The organism is Methanoregula sp. (assembly GCF_050010295.1).
Taxonomy (GTDB): domain Archaea; phylum Halobacteriota; class Methanomicrobia; order Methanomicrobiales; family Methanospirillaceae; genus Methanoregula.
On the sequence record NZ_JBEKLH010000012.1, the window covers coordinates 32428 to 52493 of the forward strand.

Annotated in this window: 16 protein-coding genes and 1 pseudogene; 9 read left to right on the forward strand and 8 right to left on the reverse strand. The window is 52.3% G+C overall.

The window, feature by feature from the left end; all coding sequences use genetic code 11:
* The first annotated feature begins 164 nt into the window (after positions 1-164).
* The 3 genes from ABSB80_RS12430 to ABSB80_RS12440 all read left to right on the forward strand — a co-directional run bounded on the left by ABSB80_RS12430 (position 165) and on the right by ABSB80_RS12440 (position 4418).
* Positions 165-767, forward strand: coding sequence for a HEAT repeat domain-containing protein (locus tag ABSB80_RS12430; RefSeq protein WP_428370948.1), 603 nt, complete (start codon positions 165-167; stop codon positions 765-767).
* A gap of 137 nt (positions 768-904) precedes the next feature.
* Positions 905-2143: an ankyrin repeat domain-containing protein gene (locus ABSB80_RS12435; RefSeq protein WP_428370949.1), complete on the forward strand. Its 1239-nt coding sequence runs from the start codon at positions 905-907 to the stop codon at positions 2141-2143.
* Positions 2144-2267: 124 nt separating this feature from the next.
* Positions 2268-4418 carry a PAS domain-containing protein gene (locus tag ABSB80_RS12440; RefSeq protein WP_428370950.1) on the forward strand — a complete coding sequence of 717 codons (2151 nt, stop codon included), beginning with the start codon at positions 2268-2270 and terminating at the stop codon, positions 4416-4418.
* Positions 4419-4606: 188 nt separating this feature from the next.
* On the opposite strand, the gene ABSB80_RS12445 is transcribed toward ABSB80_RS12440, so the two are convergent.
* Positions 4607-5566, reverse strand: a complete 960-nt coding sequence (locus tag ABSB80_RS12445) for a hypothetical protein (protein ID WP_428370951.1) — start codon at positions 5564-5566, stop codon at positions 4607-4609.
* Between the two features lie 135 nt (positions 5567-5701).
* Between ABSB80_RS12445 and ABSB80_RS12450 the strand changes: the two genes are divergently transcribed.
* Both ABSB80_RS12450 and ABSB80_RS12455 read left to right on the forward strand, forming a co-directional pair.
* Positions 5702-6328, forward strand: coding sequence for an ArsR/SmtB family transcription factor (locus tag ABSB80_RS12450; RefSeq protein ID WP_428370952.1), 627 nt, complete (start codon positions 5702-5704; stop codon positions 6326-6328).
* Positions 6318-6737 (forward strand): hypothetical protein, encoded by a 420-nt coding sequence (locus ABSB80_RS12455; protein ID WP_428370953.1) that lies wholly within the window; start codon positions 6318-6320, stop codon positions 6735-6737. The genes ABSB80_RS12450 and ABSB80_RS12455 overlap by 11 nt, the downstream gene beginning before the upstream one ends.
* 311 nt (positions 6738-7048) lie before the next feature.
* Here ABSB80_RS12455 and nrdD read toward each other — a convergent pair whose 3' ends face one another.
* Positions 7049-9232, reverse strand: coding sequence for an anaerobic ribonucleoside-triphosphate reductase (nrdD, locus tag ABSB80_RS12460; protein ID WP_428370954.1), 2184 nt, complete (start codon positions 9230-9232; stop codon positions 7049-7051).
* Positions 9232-9501: a glutaredoxin family protein gene (locus ABSB80_RS12465; protein ID WP_428370955.1), complete on the reverse strand. Its 270-nt coding sequence runs from the start codon at positions 9499-9501 to the stop codon at positions 9232-9234. Before ABSB80_RS12465 ends, nrdD begins: the two co-directional genes overlap by 1 nt.
* A 130-nt stretch (positions 9502-9631) precedes the next feature.
* Here ABSB80_RS12465 and thpR point away from each other — a divergent pair, with 130 nt between their 5' ends.
* A complete protein-coding gene (gene thpR / locus ABSB80_RS12470; RefSeq protein ID WP_428370956.1) occupies positions 9632-10171 on the forward strand; it encodes an RNA 2',3'-cyclic phosphodiesterase in 540 nt (179 codons plus the stop codon).
* Positions 10165-11532: a CCA tRNA nucleotidyltransferase gene (gene cca, locus ABSB80_RS12475; protein ID WP_428370957.1), complete on the forward strand. Its 1368-nt coding sequence runs from the start codon at positions 10165-10167 to the stop codon at positions 11530-11532. The genes thpR and cca overlap by 7 nt, the downstream gene beginning before the upstream one ends.
* A gap of 58 nt (positions 11533-11590) precedes the next feature.
* Here the strand turns inward: cca and ABSB80_RS12480 are convergent, their stop codons facing one another.
* From ABSB80_RS12480 to ABSB80_RS12500, 5 genes are all read right to left on the reverse strand, one after another.
* Positions 11591-13861: a PAS domain-containing protein gene (locus ABSB80_RS12480; protein ID WP_428370958.1), complete on the reverse strand. Its 2271-nt coding sequence runs from the start codon at positions 13859-13861 to the stop codon at positions 11591-11593.
* A 126-nt stretch (positions 13862-13987) separates the two neighbouring features.
* A complete protein-coding gene (locus ABSB80_RS12485) occupies positions 13988-15010 on the reverse strand; it encodes a Coenzyme F420 hydrogenase/dehydrogenase, beta subunit C-terminal domain (protein ID WP_428370959.1) in 1023 nt (340 codons plus the stop codon).
* Positions 15011-15015: 5 nt separating this feature from the next.
* Entirely contained in the window at positions 15016-15759 is a 744-nt protein-coding gene (locus ABSB80_RS12490) for a GltB/FmdC/FwdC-like GXGXG domain-containing protein (RefSeq protein WP_428370960.1), read from the reverse strand.
* Positions 15760-15761: 2 nt separating this feature from the next.
* Positions 15762-17273, reverse strand: coding sequence for a glutamate synthase-related protein (locus tag ABSB80_RS12495; protein ID WP_428370961.1), 1512 nt, complete (start codon positions 17271-17273; stop codon positions 15762-15764).
* Positions 17270-18319: a class II glutamine amidotransferase gene (locus tag ABSB80_RS12500; protein WP_428370962.1), complete on the reverse strand. Its 1050-nt coding sequence runs from the start codon at positions 18317-18319 to the stop codon at positions 17270-17272. Before ABSB80_RS12500 ends, ABSB80_RS12495 begins: the two co-directional genes overlap by 4 nt.
* A 118-nt stretch (positions 18320-18437) precedes the next feature.
* Between ABSB80_RS12500 and glnA the strand changes: the two genes are divergently transcribed.
* Together glnA and ABSB80_RS12510 are read left to right on the forward strand one after the other, a co-directional pair.
* Entirely contained in the window at positions 18438-19763 is a 1326-nt protein-coding gene (gene glnA, locus ABSB80_RS12505; RefSeq protein ID WP_428370963.1) for a type I glutamate--ammonia ligase, read from the forward strand.
* A 172-nt stretch (positions 19764-19935) separates the two neighbouring features.
* Positions 19936-20066: pseudogene (locus ABSB80_RS12510) on the forward strand (ammonium transporter); the annotation flags it as partial.

Consider the following 20066-nt stretch of genomic DNA (forward strand, 5'->3'; position numbering starts at 1 on the left):
GCATGGCTGCAGGCCGGTAGCTGAGGGATCACCGGATTACCTGACTCCACCTGTTTGAAGAAGCTTTTCATGAATACCTTTTTGATCCCAAACGCTCATATCCGGGCACCCCTTCCGCTGGATCGCGCTTATATAAGAAAACGGTGATACTTGATGGAGATACTATGACAGAAAAAAATGCACCTGAAAAACCGGAAGGCGGGGATGAGCTCGAGAAGATGGGGATCGATGGCCTGGTCAGGACCTTACGGGACAACACCGACCCGGAGGTAAGACTGTATGCCGCGTACCTTCTGGGGAAGGCGCGCAACCCGCGGGCCATTCAGCCCCTTATCGAGGCGCTTGCCGACTTTGACAAATCCGTGCGCGAACAGGCGACGCTTGCGCTGTCTGCAATCGGGAAGGCAGCGATCGAACCCCTCGCTGCCGCCATGAAAGAGCCCAGGTGGGAGACACGCTACCGGGCTGCGGAAGCGCTGGGAAGGATCGCGGATGAAAAAGCCGTCAAGCCGCTGATCCAGGGGCTGAAGGACAACCGGGAACATGTCAGGTACATGGCCGCAAAAGGACTCCGCGAACTGGGGGATTCCGATGCAATTGAACCGATGATCATCCTGCTGAAGGATGAAAACCGGTACGTCCGCATAATGGCGGTGCGGGCGCTCGATGCAATCGGGGGGGACCGGGCGACCGGTGCCCTCAGTGATGCCATGGAGATTGAACAGGACGAAAAGGTAAAAGAGGTAATTTCCGAAGCACTGAAATAATACGATCAGGAATATCTCTCTCTTTTTATCAGATATAAATTATTTTTCACGTTATAAAAGACCAAAAGATCTAGTATTTAATGCCTGAAATTCTATCAAAGGTACTCGAAAAATATGAGATATCGGGGATGTGACCGATGCTTTCCCGCACACCGGACATGCAGCTGATGGAAGCTGTGGAAAAGAACGATCTGAATTCGGTGAGGGCCGTCGTTGCGCAGGGGGCAGACCTCAATTACCGCGGACCCCATGGTGAGACCCCCCTGATCAAATCCATGATGTGTGACGATCCCCGGATCGCCCGGGTCCTCCTGGAATCAGGGGCTGATGCCAATGTCACTACTGCGAACGGGTACAGCCCGCTCACCTTTGCCTGCCTGCAGAACAATTTTGAAGCTGTCCGTGCGCTCCTGTCTTATAAGGCAAGTGTTTCCCACAAGACCGAGGAAGGCTGGACACCCCTCCTCGTGGCTTCCACCAACCCGTCGATCTTTTTTGACAACCTTGACCACGAGTTCTACAAAAAGCTCATCGAGATCATGTACAAATATTCCCGCTACCACCCGGATTACAATCCAGTCCGGATCATCAACATGCTCCTCTCTTCCGGTGCCAACCCAAACGAGTTCAACATGTTCGGTACGACAGCGCTGATGGCTGCCGCGAGCATGGCGAATTACCAGATCATCCAAATCCTTCTCGAACAGAATACTGCGATTGACCTCCGGGACACCGAAGGAAAAACGGCGCTGATGTATGCGGTTATCTCTACTGTCGGGGAACTGATAGAGAGCCTCATCCACCTGAGGCTCGTCGGGTCCTCGGTGACCCTGGCCGATTTCATGACGTCTCCTATGATAGCGAGGCTGAAACCGCAGTTCGAACCCCAGAAAGAGCTGTGCGTGAATCTCCTGATCGAGAATCGGGCTGACCTCGGGATCAGGGACAACAAAGGGATATCGGTCCTCACCCACGCGGCACGGATCGGCAACCTCAATATTGTCAGGAACCTTGCCGAGCACGGTGCCGGTGTCCAGGAAAAATCCCCCCGGGGGATAACCCCGCTGTACGCAGCAGCCATCAATGGCCATACGACGATTGTCGAGTTCCTGCTTGAGCAGGGTGCCGATATCGATGTGAAACTCAACGACGGTGAGACTCCTCTTATGGCCGCGGTATGGAACGGGCAGGTCGAGATGGTCGATCTCCTCCTGCGCAAAGGGGCAAATGTCCATGCAAAAAAAGTCACCCCGTACAAGTCCTCCGGAGATTCAAGTCTCGTCTGGGCGGTCCACCGCTACCGGACCGAGAAGGATGAAAATTACGACATCATATTCCAGCTTCTCGCTGATGCAGGAGCTGAATGGTCGTCGTAATTTCCCGTCATGGCCGGCCTGAATGCATGACTCGTATTCGGTATTTTCCCAGGACCGGACATGGCTGTGCCGGTTGTGGACGAGTGGCTCTGCTATGGGGGGCGGACCTCCCAGGAAGAATATCATGAGCCCGAAGGAAGTTCCTGAAAAAAAAGGCCAGTCGTTCTCAATGTACCTGCTGGTCTTCATGGTCGTTCTGGTAGTCTTTATTGTCGGCCTCCTTACGGCGAATTACTACTTTTATGCGAAAAACACGTTCGATCAGGAATCCGCGTATATGCAGGTCCAGACGGAGAAAAATGTCGAAGAGGCGATGCGCCTTACAGATACCGCGGCGAATATTCTCGACAACAGCATGAATGACCGGATGCTTGCCGGGCTCAACGAAGTGAATAATGAATACGAGCGCGTCGGCCGTAATCCTGCCCGGATGGACCTCGATTTGATCAAGACCAAGCTTGGCGAGGGTTTCGATATTTACGTAATCAATGAATCCGGGGTCATTGTCGAGACGACCTATGCACCGGAACTTGGCCAGGATTTTAGGCAGGTCCCGTATTTTTATAAATATCTGACAACAATCCGGTTGTCCGAGGGTTTCTTTCCGGACCGCGTAGTACACGAATTCCTCGGGTCCGGCCAGTTCAGGAAATATGCCTATATGCCGACAGCGGACCATCGCTACGTGCTCGAACTGGGACTCGCCAGCCCCTCGTTCGACCAGATGAATACGGAACTGGACGACCACAATAATATCGCGGGCATCATATTATCAGATCCTTATGCCGAACAATACCAGATTTTCAATACCATGGGGCGTAGCGTAGACAACAACAGCCTGCCGGATGATCAGGTTGAAGGATACCTCCAGCAGGTTATCCAGTCCCGCCAGGACCTGGTCGTTCCGGACCCGGAACATTCACGGACAACCCACTATTTGTTCATCGACCTTGAGAACGCGAAGTACGGATCCGATCCAAGCAGGATCGTCGAGATCTCCTATGATACAGGACTGATACAGGACGCCCTTGACCGTCTTTTGGTCTTCCACGTTCTTTTTGCGGTTGCTGCAATCGCCCTCGGTTGTGCCCTTGCGTTCCTCGTGTCCCGGCGCCTGACACGACCGATTGCCGGAATTGCCGAGGATGCAAACAAAATTGCCTGCGGGGACCTTGAACACCGGATCGGGACCCCGCAGATCCGTGAGTTCATTGTCCTCGAGCAGAGCATCAATATGATGGTGGACTCGCTCAAGGGTGCGATCAGGAACTTCAAGGACGGCGAGAAGTTCCAGAATGAGATGATTGACAATCTTCCGATTGCGGTTTTCATCAAACGAGCTGACACCGGGAGATATATTTACTGGAACAAGACTAGTGAGGAGCTGTTCCATGTTGCAGCAGCGCAGGCAATTGGAAAAACCGACCGCGACCTGTTTCCGGCAGAGGTTGTTTCCGCTATTGAGGATGAAGACCGACGGGTCTTGGTAAGCGGGAAAGATGGACAGAAACAGATTGTATCCCGTAAATACATGCGCGGGCGGATTATCCGGACCATCATTGTTCCGGTCTTTGATTCTGGAGGGGCACCCCAGTACATACTGGGGATATCGGAAGACATCAGCCCGGGGAATATCAACCTCAAGATGGACCTTCTCTTCAGCATCACCCGCCACGATATCCTGGAGAACCTTTCTGTAATCGTGAACCAGCTGGAGCGTGCCCAGCTCAAGAACACGCATGATGAGGTGCAGCAGCTCTTCGACAAGACTATAGGATCGATTGAGACCATCCGGAACCAGATCGCGTTCATGCGGGCACTCCAGGAAGTCGGCCTCATCTCTCCGAAATGGCAATCAGTCTCCCGGACGTTTTACGAGATGGCAGAACTGCTTCCTGGAAATAACCTGGATATCTCTGCAGATATGGAAAATATCGAGATTTTTGCAGACCCTCTCCTCCCCCGTGTCTTTTACAACCTCCTGGAACATTCCCTGAAGCGGGGAGGCACACGCCATGCAAAGATCCGCCTCTCTGCAGAAATGGACGACGATGCCCTCAGCCTGGTGTATCAGGATGAGAGCAACGGGTCCCCCGCGGAAGAAAAAGAGAAGATTTTCGATCCGGGATATACTACGGGTATTTCCCATGACCTCTTCCTGATCCGGGAGCTTCTCAGTTTCACCGGTATCAAAATAACCGAAACCGGAGAACCGGGAAAGGGTGAACGGTTTGAGATTCTCGTTCCTCCGGGAAGGTTCCGGTTCATTAAATGATTTTCCCGGTACAAATCCCCTCAGTGCAACGGAATTCGCGGCGGGGATGCAGACGTATTACAACTACATCCGACCTCATCAGGGCATTGGTGGATTGACACCCGCTGAGATGGCAAATATTCCAATCAATCTGATGGGGAACCGATGGGAAACGATGATCGGGCTGTCGGCAACAGAAAAATAAGTTTTTATTTCAATCTGATAAGTCCTCCCCACGCAACAGAATCCTCCTTTTCAACGTCGTCAAATCCTATATATTTTCCATATAAATAATCGTGGGGATCTAACCAATTAAGTATGGTTTTGATCTCGGTTCTATCTATTGGGTATGGACCCCGTCTGCCTCTTTTATAAGCAACTTCCAGATTCTCGTCGTCTAATAGGATAATAACGAAATCACATATTCTTCCATGAGATAATGGGTTTTGGAGTTTATCCTTGCTGAATAAGTGAAATATTACGGAAATCTCTTTTATATTATTCTTTAGTAACAGTGTTCTAAGGTCATTAAATTTAATTCCCTCACTCAAATAAGTCATATCTTGGGAAATCTTGTTCCATAGTGTATTTTTTGTTTTTAGATTAAAAATCGGCTCACATTGGAAATTTCTACTATACCCTGCTGGTAAAGAATTGGAAAATTCATCATTTCTTAGAAATATGATTAATTCTCCAACCTTCAGAATATTCTTGTCTTTCGGCTTAGATAGTATATTGAAAAGCAGATTTCTTCTATTCCTGATCGCTTCTATTAGTTGGGGTACTCTTAATTCAGATATTTCAGGAGAGATCAAGTGTTCTCTCAACCCCCATAATGATCTTTGAGGATATAACGGTTTTACTACGCTGAATGAAGATAAAATAGCAATATCATATGCACAACCGTTACCGGAATTATGTAAACGCAAATTTAGTTTGTTTCCTTCGAATGAACATTGGGAAATCTGAATGTCTGGTTGTTGTTGTAAGAGAAAAAGATTGAGCTCTTCTTTTAGAAATTTAAGTTGTTTATTTGATTGTCTTATATTTTTATATGAGAAGTACGCTAGTGCCAACGTTCCTATTGCCATAGCTATTGTGCCTATCGCCGCAGCAAAGTTTTCAATTAAATTTAAATCCATTAAATTGAAATGTCGCCCCTTATTCATGTTACTTTCGGATTTACAAACTATCTAAAAAGTCCCGCCATGCAACACCTTATCCAAAATCGTTCCAAGTCCAGACAACGCATCAGAACCAATGAGAACAAACCCTAAATATTTTCATACTAACATTACGTAAAGATGAACGAAACTGGCGAGGTTGCCCGCCTTCTCGACATTCTTGGGAATCGCAACCGGAGGCGGATCATTGAACTGCTTCGGCAGAAGCCCTGTTTTGTTACGGAGATATCCGATACCCTCATGCTCTCGCCAAAAGCGGTGATCGACCATCTCCAGATGATGGAGCGTGAAGCCATTCTCTCCTTCCAGATCGATGAACGCCGCCGGAAATACTATTACCTGGCAAATGACATCCTCATCGACGTCAGCCTCAAAGAAGTGCGTATCGTTTCCGCAGTCTCAAGCGAGGACGACGAAAAGAACGAGAGACTGAAAAACTCTGTCGCCATGCTCGGGCGCATGATCAAGGCACACGATAAGATCCTTGCGAACCTCGAACAGATCAACCATGATATCGAGATAAAGATCAGTGACATTGCCCTCAACCATAAGGATTTATTCAGGAGCGAACGAGAGATTACTGTAATCATAGCGCTCTCGCACGACTCCCTGACCCTTGCGGAGCTGAAGGATGTCACCGGCATTCCCAGTGACCCCCTTACGGATATACTCAAACGATTCGAGCATCAGGGGATTGTGAAAAGGGAGAAGGAACAATATATACTCCGAGGTGTTCATGCAGAATAACCCGAACGGTCCCTATGATGATGTGTTCAGCAACCTTGCAAAAATTGTCGAGGACATTGTCAGAAACATGCCGGAAAGCCAGCACGCGCGTATCGTTGGATACACAATCATTACCCGGCACCCGTCCGGAGGAGATCCTGAGATTTACCGGGCCGGCGCGCCGGAAGATGACGGGGAAATCCCGTACGAAGTGATGGAGTCTGAAGATCAGGTTTTCATTACTGCCACGATGCCTGCGGATCCCCGGAACATCCCGGTTGCCGATATCGATATTAACTGCGTGCGTATCTGTGTCGATGATCGCACCACAACAATAATGCTTGACCATCCCATTGACCGGATCCACAGCTATTACCGTCTTCATCGCGGTGTAATGGATATTTCCTTAAAAAAAGCGAAAAAGGTCTGATTTTTTTTATAAAACGGGTAAAAAATCGGTTTTGTAGAAATTATCAGTATTCGTTATAGACGCTCTTGGGGGGGGGGACACCACTTTCCGAATTATAAGTTAATTTATTGGAAAACAGGATTTCTACAGCGCCAAAAAATCCAAAAACGTTCCCTCAAAACCTTCCTCCGCTATCATGCAAGGAGGTACGCGAGTCTCCTGCTGCCCGGTCCATTTCACTACCACTTTTTCCGGGTTAAGTATGTATGGTTCCGGGCAGAGGTTACAGAGATCAATGCCCGGACCCGGCAGAAGACCCGGGACAGGAAAAATTATGCTCTGGCCGGAAGATCCGACGGGGTCCACTGGTTGATGGATTTTTTCCCAGGTTTCATCTCGTGGAACTGCCGGAGCGAGATGGTGATGTCCCGGGTGAAGGCAAAGTACCCGATCTGGGTAGTCCGGCAGAGCTTCATTGCCATGTCCATAAGGCCGCGGGGATCGGGACGGGCCTCGCCGAGCCAGATATGGAAGATATTGCCGCCGTCCACGATTGGGAAGAATACATGCTCAATCTCCATCCGCTTGGTGAGCGGGACATCCGCACCGGGTGCGACATGGGTACCGTTCGTATAATAGATCGGGAGGTCACGGCTCGTGCCGAGCCTCTCAAGTCCCTCCTGGAGGTCACCTTTGATCACCTTCTTTGCAAACTCATGGTAGCGGCGGTCGAGAAGGTCTGCGACGGCAAACCGCTGCCCGGTAGTCTCGGCCGGAGTCCGCGCAAGGGCGATGGTCATGTTGTTCTTCCTCGACAGTTCACGGCCATAGATCTCCATCTCGGTCATCGCGCGGATCGCAAGTCTGAACGCCTCTTTGGATTCGTGGAGCTGTTTGCCGGTATGGTGCTGTACCATCTCGTTAACACCGACGACACCGATAGTGTAGACTAGTCCTTCAAGGTCGACTGCAATCGCCCCGCGTTCGGCAGTGTTCGGGTCCTTTGGGCGCTGCATGGCAAACGGCATCCGGCTGTTGGCCCGGATCAGCTCCATCCAGCGGCGCTTGATCTTGAAGATCTCGACAGCCACATCCATCAGTTTTTTCAGTTCGGCAAAGAGACGTGCATCATCGCCATCGGCATTATACGCTGCCCGCGGGCAGTTTACCGAGACCACCTGCCACGACCCCATGGAAAAGTGCCGCCCGTCCTCAAAGACCAGTTTCCTGTCGAAATCGGAATCCTCGTCTGCCACGGCCGAAAACTGGTAGGCACAGCACTGGTAGCAGGAGATGCCTTTACCCGCCCCCCGGTACGCAGGGAGCTGGTTGTCATAATAGGGAGTGCCAAACTTGGACGCAAGTTCAAAGGTCATCAGGTAAAGTTCCTGATAGGTCGGGAGGTCAGGGTTATTCCTGTTGAACTCTTCTCGTTCTGTCATGAAATCCGGCTCGATGGAGATCTCAGGCTTGGGGAAGTTGAACGGCTTGCCCCAGTAGTCCCCTTCTAGCATCACTTCCATGATCGCCTTGAAAAGGAGTCTCACCTCCCGCTCGAATTCCCCATAGGTCCGTTTCGGCGCAGATTTCCCGTCCCAGACCTTTCCCTTGTACACGCAGGGTTTGTCCTGCCAGAGCGATGGGACACCGGGAGAGAGCTGGATCGAGGAGAAGACGAGCTGGCCGCCCCGGGCCACCATCATCTGTGTCATCTCGTAGACGAACATCTGCACCATCTGCTTGATCTCGTCGTAGGCCATTCCTTCGACGTAAGGTGCAAGAAACGTCAGGAAGTTGTAATACCCCTGTCCGCCGGCAAAATTGGTCTGGGCGGAGCCGAGGGCCTTGACCGCGTGGAGGATGGCGACTTCCGCACGTTTGGCTGGGCCTGCAACCGATGCCTTGGTCCCGTTTCCGTCCGGCATCAGCCCGTAATAGAAGAAATACCTCAGGTCCCAGTCCTGGCAGAACGGGCGGGTGCCGAAATATTCCAGGTCGTGGATGTGCATCTCGCCGGAGAGGTGGTGGTCGGCAAGGTCCGGAGGGAGCTGGAGAAGGTACTGCTCTTTTGAGATCTTGTCCGCCTTTTTCTTGTGGGACGTCTCGGCATTCTCCTGCAGGTTGGCGTTATCGTGGGCTTCGAATCCCCTGCCCACATCGATTTGGTGCGCGTCATAGACCGGGGTACCGACCCGAGTCGAGACGTTGCGGTACTGGATCATCCCTTTCTCGAGAAGAGTGATGTTTACAATCTCCCGGATAAGCGGGCCGGAAAGTGACTTCAGGCCCATGTTCTTTATTCTGGTCTCCACATCGAGCGCAATTTCCTGCGCAACTTCTTCCGTCGCCCCTTCGTAGCCGTAGAAAGTCTCGACGAGCCTGGTCTCTTCAACGATCTGGCGGACGATGCGATCGCGGTTCCATTCGATAATGTGTCCGTCTGTGGTCCTGACGAACGGGAGGGCCGGGACGGCAAGTCCGTCGAAGGTCAGCTGCTTGGTCTCCCGGCGTGCCATTATTCACCTGATATCAGCCTGGATATATGGTCTCCGTCCAGCTTGCCCGCTGGAAAAATGTCAGCGGAAGTGTAGAAGTCCGAACTCTTCTGGAGTACAGGGGCCTCGTTGACAAAGACCCCGTTTATCCGGAGTTCGGTCAGTGATTCGGCGGTCGAGAGATCGCGCTCCGTGAACGGGCACCCGCTCTTTTTCAGAAAACCCTTCAGAAGTTCGCAGTTCGGACAATGTTCCAGCGTATAGACAATGAGTTGCGGATTTTTCGGCACAAAAACACCCTTTACTCTGTTGTCTATCCATTTGGAAGTACGTGAATAAAAAAATCATGGTTTGTGCATCCATGGCTGGCTGCCCGTGGAGCGATTACCATTTGTAGAGGAATGAAATAATAGTACCATAATGGTCAGGGTGTTTGTCGCGCTGGAACTTTCCGGCGGGATCAGGGAACGGCTTGAACGTGCACAGGAGCAGCTCCGCGGGTGTTCCGCCCGCCTCACCTTCGTAGAGCCGAAGAACATCCATATCACGGTAAAATTCCTAGGAGAAGTCGATGAAAAGATCCTTCCTGCAGTCATGGACGCCCTGAAGAAGATTAACTTCCATACTTTCTCGGTCAATGCAGGGCGGGTGGAACTGAACAACCCAAGGCAGCCCCGGACGGTCTGGTGCGTTATCGATGATGCCGGACATGGCGGGGAGTTCCTCAGGCAGATCGAGGACGCCCTCGCCCCGTTCGGCTTTGAACGTGAAACCCGCAGGTATACCCCCCATGCAACCGTGGCGCGGGTGAAATCGCCAGACCCCTCCCTGGTATCAGAGATCCGTTGTATATACGATACTACCTATGGCAGCTGCACCATCAGTGGCATGAAACTCAAGAAGAGCACGCTCACCCCCCGGGGGCCTGTCTACGAAGACCTGCTGGAGGTTATATGGTGAAACGGCTTCCCCACGAAGAAGCAGTCCTGGCATCTCTGCGCCCGACCTGCAAGGAACGCGAGCATGTGCGCGATCTTGCACAGCAACTCCTGGCCGCCATCGAACGGAGCGGGAAAGCGAAGGGAATGGTTGTGGGTTCGGTAGCACGCGATACGTGGGTACGGGGTGACCGGGACCTCGACGTCTTCCTGCTCTTTGACCCAGGTCTTTCGCGTGAGCAGCTCGAGACGGAAGGTCTCACCCTCGCGAGGAGCATCGCGGCCTCTTTCACCGACCGGTTCCATGAGAAGTATGCCGAGCACCCGTACATCAGCGCCTCAATCGACAACGAGGATGTTGACCTTGTGCCCTGTTACGCTGTGGACAGCGCCACGAAGATCCAGAGTGCTGTCGACCGCACGCCGTTTCATACCCGGTATATCACTGAGAAGATCAACGGCCTGATCGATGACGTGCTGCTGCTCAAGCAGTTCACCAAAGCCGGCGGGATCTACGGTTCTGACCAGATGACCGAGGGGTTCTCCGGCTATCTCTGCGAGCTGCTGGTACTCCAGTACGGCGGCTTCACGCAACTCCTCGAAGCTGCCGCGGAATGGCGGCCACATATGATCATAGATCTCGAAAAGCATGGTGCTAAGGAGTTTGGCGAACCTCTTGTCGTGATTGATCCGGTCGACCCGAGACGGAACGTGGCAGCTGCCGTATCACTTGACCGGATGGTTGAATTCGTGGAGCTCGCCCGGGGGTATCTTGAGTCCCCCTCCGACCTGTTTTTTACGATCCCGGATGAACAGATGATCTCGGCCGGAGAGCTTGAAGCCCTGCTAGAACAGCGTGGGACGCATCTTTACGCGATCACGTTTGAAACACCACCCTACATCGAGGAAGTTGTTGTTCCGCAGCTGAAACGCAGTATGGTTACGATCCACGAACATCTCGAACGTAACGGGTTCTGCGTGCACCATGCCCATTTTGCCATGCAGCAGGAGAAGTGCATGCTGCTCTTCGAACTGATGGTCTCACAGTTGCCTCTCATCCGTGCCCATATCGGTCCACCGGTCTGGAACCGCATCAATGCGGAAAAATTCCGGTCAAAGCATATCACCTCGGCTCTGCCAGGCCCCTATATTGTGCAGGGAAGGTATGAGACCGAAATCCCCAGGGAATACACGAAAGCCAAGGACCTGCTCGTATCCCCCTCCCTTCTCCAGTTGAGCCTCGGGCGCCACGTGCGCCAGTCCCTGGAGAACAACTGGGAAGTATCGGAGGGAAGGAACTGCTGGAGCCCGGAATTCACTTCGTTTATTGCCGGGTTTTTCAGTCGGTGTTCCCCGCTCGTCCGGATCCAGCAGAAAAAATAACCGGGTTTTCCTGCATGCAGAGCTGCAGGATTGTGGGGACGATTCTCCGGAGTTTTTCTCACTCGGATACTCTGGTCCCGTTGATTTCACGGGAGATCCCGCAGATACCGGTGATAATGCCACTATCATCGAGTATCGGGACCTTCACAATATGGAATTTCCGCTTCTCCCCGTTGATTGGGAGGGTGTTCACCTGCCGGATGACCTCGCCCCGCAGGACGCGCTGGTCTTCAACGCGGAGTTCGGGCGCAATACCGGGACCGAAGAGATCCGTATCTGTCATGTTCAGCAGCTGGTCTGCAGTTTTTGAAAAGAGATGCTCCATGGTGGGGTTGACGAGTGTGTACCTGCTCTGTGCATCCTTGATGAAAATTGCATCTTCTGCAGATTCAAAGATCGCCCTGAACCTGCTCTCGCTCTCCCTGAGCCGGTCCTCCGTTCTCTTGAGGTCGGTGATGTCATGAAGAATTCCCTCCACACCCACGATTTTTCCCGAATCGTCAAAGCAAAACTGGCTGCTTGCCGAGACTACAACAGGTCTCCCATTCTTCGTTTTAAGAGTGGTAATATAATTCGTTACGGATCCTTTCTCTTCAAGCAATGCGACGAAGCGTTCTCTTTCATCAGGGTCCATATAAATATCCCGGGCTGTATTCAGGCCAATCATCTCGTCTGGCGAATCATAACCGGCAAGTTTTGCGCCGTGCGGGCTTATCATCAGGATGTTCCCGTCGAGGTCTGTCCGGTAGAACATATCCTGCATGTTCTCGATGATTGTACGGTATTTTTTTTCGCTGTCGGCTATTGCTTTCTCGTAGTTCTTCCGTTTTGTGATATCCCGGATGAGTACGAGCAGGCCGGTAACGTTTCCAGCGTCATCAAGCAGTGGACTAGCTATCAGTTCACCCCAGAACGGGGTCCCGTCATCCTTCCTCAGCAGGTATTCATATGTTTCTGGTCCGGAATCCCCGGAAAAATTCTTGGTAATTCTCTGCGTTGCCATCCGGCGGAAGGCCGGGTCCACAAAGTTCAGGGCAGAAACCCCGGTCATCATCTTCTCCCGAGGAATATCAAAAATATCGTATATCTTCGGAGATCCGAAGGTGATGAGCCCTGATTTATCGAGAATGGCAATACCATCTCCGGAGGCGCTTACAATAGCACGATAGATCTCTTCACTCTCCCGGAGGTTCTGCTCCAGCCACTTTCGTTCGGTGGTGACCATTGAAACAACGAGAGCGGCGGGTTCCCCGTCCCACAAAATCCGGCTGACCTGGTGGGACAGCAACTCTGTGACCGTGTCCCCGAGTTTCACGGAAGACTCAAACCGCACAACCTCACCTAGACTGAAAGCCCTGTCAAGTACCGATTGCAGGACCTGTTCCTGATCGGGCGCAAGAAATTCGTGAGCGGTGGTGCCGACCATATCAGACACTTTTTTGGGAGGATGCGATTTATTGAGGAACAACACGTTCCCTTTCCTGTCCAGAACGGATATGGTGGCGGGTGCTTTTGTGAGAATGGAGCGCCATTTCGCTTCGGTTTTTGCAATTTCGTCCTGCGCAGTCTTAAGCTCGGTGATATCATACAATGCACCCTGGATATAGAGGATGGTCCCGGTATTATCGCAGATATTGTGGATGATAGCATGGAGCCAGCGGATGCCACGGTCTTTCCTGACAATCCGGATAAGGGAATCAATAATGAATCCCGGAACAATACCGAGTTGTTTTACCTCTTTCTGGAACTCAGTTTCATCATCAGGATGAATGATGGAAATGACGGGAATTGCTCCAGAAAGAATATCTTCATGGGTATACCCGATAATATCCGGTATTTTACCCTCGAGAAACAGGCAAGTCCCATCCGTTTTCATCTGAAAAGCGATTCCCTCAAAATTCCGGACAAAATTCTGGAACTTTTCTTCAGTCGCGGAGAGTTCCCGTTTGATCGTATGGCTCTCAACCGCTTTTTGCACTTTATGGGCCAGTTCGGCAAACTGGGTCTTCGGGTCCCCGCCCTTCTGGACATAAAAATCTACACCGTGCTCGAATGCCTCTACTGCCACCTCCTCGCGCCCTTTGCCCGTGAAGATTAAAAATGGCAGATCCGGAATCTTATCACGGATAATTTTTAACAGAGCGAGCCCGTCGATATCAGCCATCTGGTAATCCGAAATGATGGCATCATAGGCCCCTGTACGCACTTTTTGCAGGGCTTCCTCCCCGCTCAGTGCAGTCTCAACAAGGAACAGCCCGGTACGTTCGAGAAACCGTCTGCATGCATCGAGCAACACCGGTTCGTCGTCGACATACAGTATCTTTATCATGGAGATATCTTCCTTATTTTCAGGGACAAGGGTGTATAACTACAATATACAATTATAAAAGTATATGAATCCCGTTACCTGCAAGAAAATGAGAGAACGAGGTTGATGCAAACCGGTTCAATGAAACTATTTTTGGGTGTTTTTCCTGATCTTGGCCTCAGCCAGTTTTACGATGGCAGCCATATCAGGAGAACCGGTGCGAGAGAGTTTCTTGTTCCGGATCGCGCTGTCGACGAATCCCTTACCGGTATGGGTACGAACGACAAGTGTGGTTGAACCGCCCGGGCTTCCGACAGCACCCGCAGAAATGTCCGAGAGGACCGCGGTAAGATCTATACAGAAATGGCAGCCTTTCCTGATACAGGTCTCCAGTTCAGCGAGCGGTACGACAAGCGTGCTGTTGTCCTGTTTGAGGACCTCGAGTTTGCCCTTCACATCAAGTTTCCGGATCTCGTGGGGTTCAAGCTTGTAATGTGTTCTTAATTTTCCCTGTACAAGCGCTGTATAATCGAAGGCCTCGGTACAGAACAGCCCGATGATGAGCCGGATCGACCGGGCGTAGGGCTTCAGGAGATCGTTGTCGCTCTCCCGCATCCGTGCAACAGCCTGTACGGCGCAGGGTACACCGATGACTGCAATCTTTTTGAACTTTCGTTCAACCACTGCGTGTTTCAGTGCGGCGAGGAGCGGTACCCACCAGCTGTACCTGCTGCCGGCCTGTTGCACGAGAACATCGGATTTTGTGATAATTACTGAAGCGGGTCTGAGGGTCCAGCGATCTTCGGTGACCGTGACAACGGCATCGATCAGTCCCTCATCGAGTGCGTTGGCAAGGATGGCGGTGACTGCACCGCCGCTCTGCCGGTGCGGAATGTCGATAGACGCTTTTGCGCTCACCAGTTCGAGGTATTTTCCAAGCGTTTCGGCAGGCTGGTCTCCAATGCGGGGGCAGACCGAGTAACATGCCCCGCAACTGACACTGTCAGTTGCCTGTTTGCAGTAGCCGTTGCTCTTTGGAGAAGTCACCATCTCCCCTTCTTCAAAATACAATGCATCCGCAGGGCAGACCGCCACGCATGCACCGCATCCCGAGCACCTGCCGGTATCCCAGACCTCGTTTTTCAAATCGAGATAACTCTTTGCTGCCATAGCCCTCACTCCCATGTATATTTGCTTGCAAACGGCCGTGCACTCGCGGCCGCAATGCGCGTGAATTCTGATGCGATCAGGGGAGCCGGGTCGATTCCATAGCATTTTGCAAAATCTTCAATGATCGGTTTTATCATCGCCCTCTGTTCGTCAGTGACTGGCATCTGTTTTGCACCAACACCGAGGCAGAGGCCGTCGACCTTCCCCCGAACAAAGATCTCCCCTCCATGGATACCGCTCCCGACTCCCTGTTCCGAGATTGGCGTGGCCCCCCCCAATCCCAGGACAATGAGGAGCCCTCCTGCCATGTATTCACCAAGGAATGCCCGGGCTGATCCGCCAACCACCACGATCGGGCGCTTCTCCATGTACTGTTTCATGTGGATACCCCCCCGGTACCCGATATTATCGCGTACATAAATGCATCCCCCCCTCATGCTGTGGGCTACCGCATCACCGGCACTGCCATGGATGATGACCCTGCCCTTGTCCATCGTATTTCCCGGTGCATGGTCTGCGTTGCCATGAACGATGATTGTTGGGCCGCTCATGAACATCGCAAGGTCCCCTCCCGGTACACCGTTCACGGTAATTTCGACCCCGTCCCCTCTCAGCCCGTCACCAATAAATCTCTGGCCGAGGACATTGTTGATTACAATCTTCGTTGCCCCTTCAGCAATGGCCTTCCGTACCCTCTGGTTCAGAGGGGTGTAATGCAGGTCTTTCGCATCAATAGTTACCGTGGTCACCTTCACGCCCCCATGGTCTTGACGTCAAGGACATTCAGGAGGCCCTCGTCCAGCATATACCCACGGAGACGATCGCGGTTTCCGCGCAGGCTCTCGATGCTGTTGATGCCCGCTGCACCCATAAGTTCCGCGAGTTCCAGCGTCCACCCGTGGATAAGATTCTCGACTTGGACTGAGTTGGTCTCCGGGTCGAGCCGTTTTGTCAGTTCAGGTTTCTGGGTGGCAATACCCCATGCGCACTGTCCTCGGTTGCAGGTCCCGCATACCCGGCATCCCATGGCTACGAGAGCGGATGTCCCGATATAAACCGCGTCGGCACCGAGGCAGATGACCTTTGCCACATCTGCGCTCTGCCGGATACCGCCGCTTGCGATGATCGAGACCTCGTTCCGTATCCCCTGCTGACGGAGCTTGGCATCCACACTGGCAACTGCTGCCTCGATCGGGATTCCCACATGGTCCCGGAAAACAACAGGTGCAGCTCCTGTACCCCCGCGGAACCCGTCAATGACAACTGCATCTGCAGACGAGCGTGCAATTCCGGCAGCTATTGCGGCCGCGTTGTGGACCGCTGCGATCTTTACGAAGACCGGCTTTTTCCATTCGGTCGCTTCCTTCAGGCTGCGGACGAGCTGCTTGAGGTCCTCTATGCTGTAAATATCGTGGTGGGGTGCCGGGCTGATAGCATCGCTGCCTTCAGGAATCATCCGCGTACAGGAAACGTCAGCACAGACTTTTTCTCCTGGGAGGTGCCCCCCAATACCCGGTTTTGCTCCCTGCCCAATCTTGATCTCGATGGCAGCACCGCGTTCAAGATAATTGATGTCGACCCCGAATCGTCCCGAGGCAACCTGGACGATGATATTTTTCTGGTAAGGGTAGAGGGATTCGTGAAGCCCTCCTTCCCCGGTTCCCATGAAGGTACCGATGCGGCTGACCGCTTTTGCCAGTGCCTGCTGGGCAGGCAGACTGATCGCGCCATAGCTCATGTGCCCGATCATTATCGGGGTCTCGATCTGGAGATTGGGGGAGAGCTTTGTAAGGAGGTCTGCATCACCGTTGGGATATTCCTTAAGGGAGAGCGCAATCGGTTTTTTTCCGATATAGGTGCGGAGCTCCATCGGCTCCCGGAGTGGATCGATGCTCGGATTGGTGACCTGGCAGGCATCAAGGAGGAGCCGGTCGAAGATCATGGGATATGGCAGGACATTTCCCATACCGGCAAGGATGATCTTACCGGTCTTGGCCTGGTTGAAGACCGCTTCCCGGATCTCCCTCGTCCAGACCGGGTGGCTCCGGTAGTCCGTGGGTTTTTCGTAGATGCTGATGGCGTCCCGGGGGCAGAAAGCCGTGCATCGGTGACAGGCAACACAATTGCGTGAATTAACCCGTATTTTATCTCCCTCCATCCGGTACACTCCGTACGAACAGTTCTCCACGCAACGCCCGCAGAGCATACAGAGCTCGGGATCGATTTCCACCTTGAACCTGAGGGGGATACTACCGATGGTCATGCAATGACCCTCCCAATCACCGGCTCGCCCGCCTTTGGCATGTGGACATCCCGGATGTGCGGTTCGATCCGGCGGATTGCCGCTTCTTCGCTGGAGATGTAGAGCCGGTCGCCGTGTTCCCCGGAGACAAGTGGTCGCAGCTTGATGCGATCGGTAAAACCTAAAAGGGCATGCTCGCTGGCAACGCAGATCGCAAACGGGCCGTTCATGAGCGCAGATCCATAGGTCAGCCGGATTGCCCGGTTCAACTCCTGTTCTTTTGCCGGCATCCGGTCGATCTCATTCCAGAATGGGGGTGCAAGTGCACGCACTGCCATCTTTTCTGAAAGCCCGTGTTTGCGCACGAGCAGGTCAACGAGATACGCAACTACTTCGGTATCGGTAAACATGGTGCACTTGTACCCGTAACTCTCGATATAGCGCTGGTTGGTGCCATAAGATGTGATCTCACCGTTGTGAACAACACTCCACCCGAGAAGATTGAACGGGTGTGCGCCGCCCCACCAGCCTGCGGTGTTGGTAGGGTAACGGTTGTGACCGAGCCAGAGATATCCTTTGTAGTCCTGGATGCGGTACAGGTCAGCCACTTCTTCCGGCCACCCGGATGCCTTGAATACCCCAAGATTCTTACCGGATGAAAAAATGAGGATACCGTTGGGTGCCGAGTTGACACTCATTACAATGTGCATGACGAGGTCGTCGGCTGATGTATCTCTTTCTGGCGCAAGTCCGGGGTCAGGTTTAAAAAAATATCTCCACGGTATGTGCACCTTTTTTATTCGTGAATCATACGTCGGGATCTCTTCATCGTGGATCACGCTGCCCCATCTCTCGAGCTCTTTATCGAGTACCGGTTTATTTTCCTGGACATCGTCAAAAAATACGTGAAGGGCATAGGAATCTGCAAAGTCCGGATAAATCCCGTAGGCTACATAGCCGGCCCCTTCGCCATTGCCACGCTCGTCCATCATGGCGAGCGAGTTCCGTATGCTGCTGCCATCCATGCACTGACGGCGTTTATCGATGACACCAATTATACCGCACATTGTAATCACAAATCGGAATGATCTATAGTACTAAAACGTCATGGAAATTGAATGTGAGCATTCTTTATTGAAGTTAGTTCAGAAAATATAAATGTGATTGGGTGGAACTTTTTTTCTTATGTCAACAGACGTATCCAAGTTGCTCAAAAAAATTGAGGCCGATGATGTAAAATTCGTCCGTCTTCAGTTTATAGATGTTCTGGGAATGCCGAAAAATGCGGCGGTACCCGTAGCGCAGGCTGAAAAATCACTAACCGAGGGGACATGGTTCGACGGCTCCTCCATCGATGGGTTTACTCGGATTGAAGAATCAGATATGCTTCTCAAGGCAGACCCGGCCTCGTACGCGGTTTTGCCATGGAGACCATCCGAAGGAAAAGTTGCGCGGTTTGTTTGTGATGTTTACACCTATGGCAACAAGCCGTTTGAAGGCGATCCCCGGTATGCCCTCAAAAAGACCATGGCGGAAGCCGCGAAGATGGGGTACACCTTCAATACCGGCCCCGAACTCGAATTTTTCCTGTTTAACCGTGTCGATGGAAAACCGACGACACAGTTCTCGGATACCGGGGCGTATTTCGATCTCGCGCCGAATGATGCTTCTGAGAATGTCAGAAGAGAGATCGTGCTCTCGCTGACCCAGATGGGGTTTGAGATCGAGATGTCCCACCACGAAGTCGCGGCGAGTCAGCACGAGATCAACTTCAAGTACACAGATGCCGTCACCACCGCCGACCGGGTCATCACCCAGAAGTTCGCGACAAAGGCGATCGCCCTGAAGTACGGCCTCCATGCATCGTTCATGGCAAAACCCGTTGCCGGAATCAACGGCAGTGGCATGCACACGCACTGCTCCCTGTCAAAAGGTGGCAAGAACGCCTTCTTCGACGCGGATTCGGAGAAAGGGCTCAGCCAGACCGCCCTTTACTACATCGGCGGTCTTCTGAAGCACGCAAAGGCGATTACACGCGTGGCAAATCCCACCATCAACTCGTACAAGCGCCTCGTCCCTGGCTACGAAGCTCCATGTTACATCTCATGGAGCACCACCAACCGCTCTGCCTTAATCCGGGTCCCCGCCGCCCGGGGCAACGGTACCCGCACAGAATTCCGGAGCCCTGATCCGATGTGCAACCCGTACCTGACGTTTGCCTGCATGCTGGCAGCAGGTCTCGATGGTATCAAGAACAAGATCATGCCACCGGATAGCACTGACGTCAACATCTACCATTTGAGCGACAAGGAGCGCAAGAAGATGAAGATTGAGATGCTGCCCGGAAGCCTCGCGGAGTCACAGGCATACCTTATGAAGGATAACGTGCTCTGCGATGCACTCGGCGGCCATATCGTAGAGAACCTCGCACGTATCTCAGAGGCGGAGACTGATGCGTTCCGTCTTGCAGTCCACCCGTGGGAACTCGACCGGTACCTGGCAACCTACTAATTATTAATTTTTTACCCAGCCATCAATTCCTCGACCTGTCGTACGGTATCGGTGGACGTGAGTATCATCAATGATTCTTGCTCACAATCCAGCTAAAAGATCACCGTGTTCACAGGAAATTTCTTTAAAATCTATACCCATAAATCATGGATAATTCTCACAGGTGATTTAAATGGCGTTGGATTCTGGAGCAACAGCATGGATCCTTGCCTCAACGGCGCTCGTGATGATCATGACGCCGGGGGTTGGATTATTTTACGGCGGCCTTGTACGAAAAAAGAACTTCATCGACATGATCACCCT